Origin of the sequence: Actinomadura sp. HBU206391 (assembly GCF_014323665.1) — a bacterium.
Taxonomy (GTDB): Bacteria; Actinomycetota; Actinomycetes; order Streptosporangiales; family Streptosporangiaceae; genus Actinomadura_C.
Window position 1 is genome coordinate 1 of record NZ_JABVEB010000408.1, and the last position, 3,688, is coordinate 3,688.

Annotated in this window: 5 protein-coding genes; 3 read left to right on the forward strand and 2 right to left on the reverse strand. The window is 70.6% G+C overall.

Going from position 1 to position 3,688, the window contains the following annotated elements; all coding sequences use genetic code 11:
• Together HKK72_RS37375 and HKK72_RS37380 are read right to left on the reverse strand one after the other, a co-directional pair.
• The coding region (locus HKK72_RS37375; protein WP_222721625.1) for a hypothetical protein at positions 1-345 on the reverse strand (345 nt) is incomplete at its 3' end.
• 159 nt (positions 346-504) lie between these two features.
• A complete protein-coding gene (locus HKK72_RS37380) occupies positions 505-1,158 on the reverse strand; it encodes a TetR/AcrR family transcriptional regulator (protein ID WP_187239120.1) in 654 nt (217 codons plus the stop codon).
• A 151-nt stretch (positions 1,159-1,309) separates the two neighbouring features.
• Between HKK72_RS37380 and HKK72_RS37385 the strand changes: the two genes are divergently transcribed.
• The 3 genes from HKK72_RS37385 to HKK72_RS37395 form a co-directional block, all read left to right on the forward strand.
• Positions 1,310-2,476, forward strand: coding sequence for an acyl-CoA dehydrogenase family protein (locus HKK72_RS37385; RefSeq protein WP_187239121.1), 1,167 nt, complete (start codon positions 1,310-1,312; stop codon positions 2,474-2,476).
• 31 nt (positions 2,477-2,507) lie between these two features.
• A complete protein-coding gene (gene fabG, locus HKK72_RS37390) occupies positions 2,508-3,266 on the forward strand; it encodes a 3-oxoacyl-ACP reductase FabG (protein WP_187239122.1) in 759 nt (252 codons plus the stop codon).
• A 39-nt stretch (positions 3,267-3,305) separates the two neighbouring features.
• The coding region (locus tag HKK72_RS37395; protein ID WP_187239123.1) for an acyl-CoA dehydrogenase family protein at positions 3,306-3,688 on the forward strand (383 nt) is incomplete at its 3' end.

A 3,688-nucleotide genomic window follows, 5' to 3' on the forward strand; every position in this document is an offset into this window, starting at 1 on the left:
CTCGCTGAGGACGAAGGAACCGGACGGGCTCCTGCCGTCTCCCTCGCGTTTGGCGCCCGGCTTGGCGAATCCGTTCCTGCCGGCGCGCCCGCTGGTCGCCGACGACCTCTTCCACGAGGTGCCCTTCTTCACGCACTCCGTGACGACGACCTTGTTCGAGGAATAGCCGGAAGAGATTGCGAAGACGAGATGCTTCGCCGTGCCCGTGGAGTGGCGCAGCATGCCCCGACCGGTGTCGGCGCACGGGTTCGGCGCGGCCGCCACCGCCGGCGGCCCGAGCGCCGTCAGAGCGGCCACGCCGGCCAGCGCGATCGACGAGAGCAGTGCCATGCGACCGGTGTTCAATGGTCCTCCCAAAGCGTCAGCGCCCGGCCCCGGCTGGTGCAAAACGCTTCGCTTGCCCCAATTCGCGAGGTCAGACGCCTCCCAGAGTAGGTCGGGTCGCGCCGTGCTCACGCTGACCGGCCGCTTGTGCGTTCACCGGCCGCTCGGGCGGCCGCCGGGTCAGGGTCGGTCGGCGGCCGCGGCCCGGTACTGCAGCGCGAGGCCGTCGAGCAGCGCCTGGAGGCCGGTCTCGAAAGCCCCCTCGTCGATCTCCCGCTGCCGTTCGGCCAGAAGGTGGGCCTGGTCGAGATGGGGGTACTCGCCCGCGTACACCTCCGCGTCGTCGGGGAAGCCGGCGGCGAAGGAACCGAGGGCGGAGCCGGTGATGAAGTAGCGCATGAGGGCGCCGATGCGGGTGGCCTGGGCCCGTGGCCAGCCGGCGTCGATGAGGCCGCCGAACACGGCGTCGGCGAGGCGCAGGGCGTTGGGACGGCGGCCCGGCCCCTGTGCGAGGGCGGGGACGAGGTTGGGATGGGCGGCGAGAGCGGCCCGGTAGGACCGGGCCCAGTCGCGCAGTGCCGTACGCCAATCCCGGTCGCCCGGCCCGCCGGCGCGGAACATCTCGGTGTCGACCTCGCCGAGGACCGTGTCGACGACGGCGTCCAGCAGGTCGTCCTTGGTCGCGAAATGGTTGTAGAGGGAGGGCCCGCTGACGCCGAGCTCGGTGGCGAGCCGGCGGGTCGAGACCGCATCGAGCCCCTCGGCGTCGATGAGCGCCAGAGCGGCCGCCACGATTCGATCGCGGCTGAGCAGCGGTCGGCGTGGTCGCGCCACGGTGGGCACCTCCCGGGTCGATGATCGGCAGCCGGAAACTTGCAGCGCTAGTTTACTCGATATAACATCAAAAAACTTGCAGCGCTAGTTTATGGGCGACGCCCGCTGGGCCGGGAGCCGCTCTCCGCTCACCCCCGTAGCGAGGTACGCCATGAACCTGGAGCTGTCCGAGGAGCAGTCCGCCGTACGGCGGCTCGCGGTGGAGTTCGCCGAGCGCGAGATCGTCCCGCACGCCGCCGAATGGGACCGCGCCGAATCGGTGGACCGGGCGATCATCGGTGAGCTCGGCAAGATCGGCTTCCTGGGCCTGACCATCCCCGAGACCTACGGCGGGTCCGCCGGCGACCACCTCGCGTACTGCCTGGTCCTCGAGGAGCTCGGCCGCGCCGACTCCGCGGTGCGCGGCATCGTCTCGGTCTCTCTCGGCCTGGTCGCCAAGTCGATCAACTCCTACGGCACCGAGGCGCAGAGGCGGGAGTGGCTGCCGGGCCTCACCGCCGGCACGACGCTCGGCTGTTTCGCCCTCACCGAACCCGGCACCGGCTCCGACGCCGCCAACCTCACCACCCGCGCGGTGCGCGACGGCGACGACTGGGTCCTCGATGGCACCAAGATGTTCATCACCAACGGCACCTGGGCCGACGTCGCCCTCGTGTTCGCCCGCACCGGCGGCGACGCGGCGCAGGCGCGGGGCCACCGGGGGATCACGGCCTTCCTGGTGCCGGCCGACACACCGGGGCTGGAGCGCCGTGAGATCCACGGCAAGCTCGGCCTGCGCGGCCAGGCCACCGCCGAGCTGGTGCTGGACGGTGTGCGGGTGCCCGCGGCGGCCCGGCTCGGCGACGAGGGCAAGGGCTTCACCGTCGCCATGGCGGCTCTGGCCAAGGGCCGGATGTCGGTCGCGGCGGGGTGCGTCGGCATCGCGCAGGCGTGCCTTGACGCGGCGGTCGCCTATGCGAAGGACCGTGAGCAGTTCGGCAGGCCCATCGCCTCCCACCAGCTGGTGCAGGAACTCATCAGCGACATCGCGGTGGACGTCGATGCCGCCCGCCTGCTGACCTGGCGGGTCGCCGACCACATCGAGCGCGGGCTGCCGTTCGCCACCGAGTCGTCGGTGGCGAAGTTGTACGCGAGCGAGGCGGCGGTCCGTGCAGCCAACAACGCGCTGCAGGTCTTCGGCGGCTACGGCTACATCGATGAGTACCCGGTCGGCAAGTACCTGCGGGACGCCCGGGTGATGACCCTCTACGAGGGCACCAGCCAGATACACAAGCTGCTCATCGGGCGCGCCCTCACGGGCGTGAACGCCTTCGGCTGAGCAACCACACCCTTCTTTCGAGGAGACATTCATGAGCCGGTTCACCGGCAAGGTCGCCGTCGTCACCGGAGCGGCCCAGGGCATCGGCGCCGCCACCGCCCGCCGTTTCGCCGAGGAGGGCGCCAAGGTCGCGGTCGTCGATCTCACCACCGAGCGCGCGGAGGCCACCGTGGCCGCGATCACTGCCTCGGGTGCCACCGCGCACGCGTACGGCTGCGACGTGGCGGACCGCGGCGCGGTGGGGGAGCTCTTCACCCGCGTCGCGGAAGAGCTCGGCGCGCCGCACATCCTGGTCAACAACGCCGGCCTCACCCGTGACCAGCTGCTGTTCAAGATGTCCGGCGACGACTGGGACACGGTGCTCGCCGTCAACCTGACCGGGGCGTTCAACTGCAGCCAGGCCGCGCAGAAGTACATGGTCGAGCAGAGATACGGCAAGATCGTCTCGCTGAGCAGCCGCTCCGCGCTCGGCAACCGCGGCCAGGCCAACTACGCCGCGGCCAAGGCCGGCATCCAGGGGCTCACGGCCACCTTGGCGATCGAGCTGGGCCCGTACAACGTCAACGTCAACGCGGTGGCACCCGGCTATGTCGCGACCGCCATGACCGCGGCCACCGCCGAGCGCGTCGGTCTCAGCGCCGAAGAGCATCAGGTCGCCGCCGCCGAGCGCATCCCGCTGCGCCGCGTCGGCCTGCCCGAGGACATCGCCTCCGTGGTGGCCTTCCTGGCCAGTGACGACGCCTCGTATGTGAGCGGCCAGACGCTCTACGTCAACGGCGGCGCTCGCTGAGCCTCGTCCACCCGTCACCATCCGCAACTGGAGCCGACCATGGATTTCTCGCTCTCCGACGAGCAGCAGGCCGTGCGCGACACCGCTCGCGCCTTCATCACCAAGGAGATCGTGCCCCTGGAGCAGGAGGTGCTCCGCCGCGAGCGCCTGCACCAGCCCGGTCTCGACCGCTCCGAGCTGCGCGAGCTGCAGCTCAAGGCCAAGGAGTTCGGCTTCTGGGGGCTCTCCACCCCGGAGGAGTACGGCGGGATGGATCTGCCCGCCGTCGTCCAGTCGCTCATCTGGACCGAGATCGGCCGCTCGTGGGTGCCGTTCCGGTTCGGCGGCGAGGCCGACAACATCCTCTACCACGCCGACGAGGAGCAGAAGAAGGAGTATCTGCTGCCCACCATCGCTGGTGACCGCGTGTCCTGCTTCGCCAT

Excerpts from the sequence above, each read along its gene's own strand:
- fabG (WP_187239122.1), top strand. The coding sequence starts at position 2,508 with ATGAGCCGGTTCACCGGCAAGGTCGCCGTCGTCACCGGAGCGGCCCAG.
- HKK72_RS37385 (WP_187239121.1), top strand. The coding sequence starts at position 1,310 with ATGAACCTGGAGCTGTCCGAGGAGCAGTCCGCCGTACGGCGGCTCGCG.